Source organism: Mesorhizobium sp. M7A.F.Ca.CA.004.06.1.1, assembly GCF_003999135.1.
GTDB lineage: Bacteria > Pseudomonadota > Alphaproteobacteria > Rhizobiales > Rhizobiaceae > Mesorhizobium.
Genome location: NZ_RZPQ01000782.1, coordinates 1 through 2,692, shown reverse-complemented (window position 1 = coordinate 2,692; position 2,692 = coordinate 1). Strand labels below are relative to the sequence as shown.

Sequence of the window (2,692 nt, the reverse complement as noted above, 5' to 3'; positions counted from 1 at the left end):
CTCGAGGACTACAACGAGCTGTCGCCGGAAAATTACGGCTTCACCGCTGCCGACTATGACCGGCCGATCTTCCTCGACAATGTGCTCGGGCTCGAATTCGGCACCATCCGGCAGATGCTGGAAATCCTGACGCGCACCTATTGCTCGACGCTCGGCGTCGAGTTCATGCATATTTCCGACCCCGAGGAAAAGGCCTGGATCCAGGCCCGCATCGAAGGTGCCGACAAGGAGATCACCTTCACCGCCACCGGCAAGAAGGCGATCCTGCAGAAGCTGGTCGAGGCCGAAGGTTTTGAGCAGTTCATCGACGTCAAGTACAAGGGCACCAAGCGCTTCGGCCTCGATGGCAGTGAAGCGCTGATCCCGGCGCTGGAGCAGATCGTCAAGCGCGGCGGCCAGCTCGGCATGAAAGAGATCGTGCTCGGCATGGCGCATCGCGGAAGGCTGAACGTGCTTTCCCAGGTGATGGCCAAGCCGCACCGCGCCATCTTCCACGAGTTCAAGGGCGGCTCGGCCGCACCCGACGAGGTCGAGGGTTCGGGCGACGTCAAGTACCATCTCGGCGCCTCGTCGGACCGCGAGTTCGACGGCAACAAGGTGCATCTGTCCCTGACCGCCAATCCCTCGCATCTGGAAATCGTCGATCCGGTGGTGATGGGCAAGGCGCGCGCCAAGCAGGATTATCTGTTCGGCCGCAGCCGCGAGGAAATCGTGCCGCTGGAAGAGCGCGCCAAGGTGCTGCCGCTCTTGCTGCATGGCGATGCCGCCTTTGCCGGCCAGGGCGTGATCGCGGAAATCCTCGGCCTGTCCGGCCTGCGCGGCCACCGCGTCGCCGGCACGTTGCATTTCATCATCAACAACCAGATCGGCTTCACAACCAATCCGCGCTTCTCGCGCTCGTCGCCCTATCCGTCCGACGTCGCCAAGATGATCGAAGCGCCGATCTTCCACGTCAATGGCGACGATCCGGAAGCCGTGGTGCACGCCACCAAGGTGGCGATCGAATTCCGCATGAAGTTCCACAAGCCTGTTGTGGTCGACATGTTCTGCTACCGCCGCTTCGGCCACAATGAGGGCGACGAGCCGGCCTTCACCCAGCCGATCATGTACCGCAACATCCGCACCCACAAGACGACCGTGCAGATCTACGGCGACCGGCTGATCGCCGAGGGTCACCTCACCCAGGCCGAGCTCGACCAGCTCAAGGCCGACTGGCGAGCGCATCTGGAATCCGAGTGGGAAGTCGGCCAGCACTACAAGCCCAACAAGGCCGATTGGCTCGACGGCGCCTGGTCTGGCCTGCGCACGGCCGACAACCAGGACGAACAAAGGCGCGGCAAGACCGCCGTGCCGGTCAAGACGCTGAAGGAAATCGGCAAGAAGCTGACCGAGGTGCCGAAGGATTTCGAGGCGCACAAGACGATCATCCGCTTCCTCGAAAACCGCCGCCAGGCGATCGAGTCGGGCGAAGGCATCGACTGGTCGACGGCCGAGGCGCTGGCCTTCGGCGCCATCCTGCTCGACGGCAATCCGATCCGCCTGTCGGGGCAGGATTCCGAACGCGGCACCTTCTCGCAGCGCCATTCCGTGCTCTACGACCAGCGCGACGAGACCCGCTATATCCCGCTCAACAATCTGTCTGCCGCTCAAGCCGGCTACGAAGTCATCAACTCGATGCTGTCGGAAGAGGCGGTGCTGGGCTTCGAATATGGCTACAGCCTTGCCGAGCCGAAGGCGCTGACCTTGTGGGAAGCGCAGTTCGGCGATTTCGCCAACGGTGCCCAGGTGGTGTTCGACCAGTTCATCTCTTCGGGTGAACGCAAGTGGCTCAGAATGTCGGGCCTCGTCTGCCTGCTGCCGCATGGCTATGAAGGCCAGGGTCCGGAACATTCTTCGGCCCGGCTCGAACGCTTCCTGCAGCTTTGCGCCGAAGATAACATGCAAGTGGCCAACTGTACGACGCCGGCCAACTACTTCCACATATTGCGCCGGCAGCTGAAGCGCGACTTCCGTAAGCCGCTGATCCTGATGACGCCGAAGTCGCTGCTGCGCCATAAGCGGGCGGTGTCGACGCTGCCGGAAATTTCGGGCGAAAGCTCGTTCCACCGATTGCTGTGGGACGATGCGCAGCTGCTTTCCGGCCAGGCGATCAAGCTGACCAAGGATTCGAAGATCCGCCGCGTCGTGCTGTGTTCGGGCAAGGTCTATTACGACCTCTACGAGGAGCGCGAGAAGCGCGGCATCAACGACATCTATCTGCTGCGCGTCGAGCAGCTTTATCCGTTCCCGGCCAAGGCGCTGATCACCGAACTGTCGCGTTTCCGCAATGCCGAGATGGTGTGGTGCCAGGAGGAGCCCAAGAACATGGGCGCATGGTCGTTCATCGACCCCTATCTGGAATGGGTGCTGGCGCATATCGATGCCAAGCATCAGCGGGTGCGCTACACCGGCCGTCCGGCCGCCGCCTCGCCGGCGACCGGACTGATGTCGAAGCATCTCGCCCAGCTCGCCGCCTTGCTCGAAGACGCGCTCGGCGAATAGAGAAGATCTGGGCGAATAACAGAACCGAAAGAAAACGGACAGGCACAATGGCTACCGAAATCCGCGTTCCCACTCTCGGCGAATCCGTCACCGAAGCGACCATCGGCAAATGGTTCAAGAAGGTCGGCGACGCGATCGTCGCCGACGAGCC

2 protein-coding genes are annotated in these 2,692 nt (G+C 62.2%); both read left to right on the top strand.

The window, feature by feature from the left end; translation table 11 throughout:
- On the top strand, window positions 1-2,541 hold a 2,541-nt coding region (locus tag EN906_RS30050; protein ID WP_127375597.1), incomplete at its 5' end, for a 2-oxoglutarate dehydrogenase E1 component.
- Between the two features lie 47 nt (window positions 2,542-2,588).
- Window positions 2,589-2,692 (top strand): biotin/lipoyl-containing protein (locus EN906_RS39050; protein WP_348629292.1); only part of this gene is annotated, 104 nt, incomplete at its 3' end.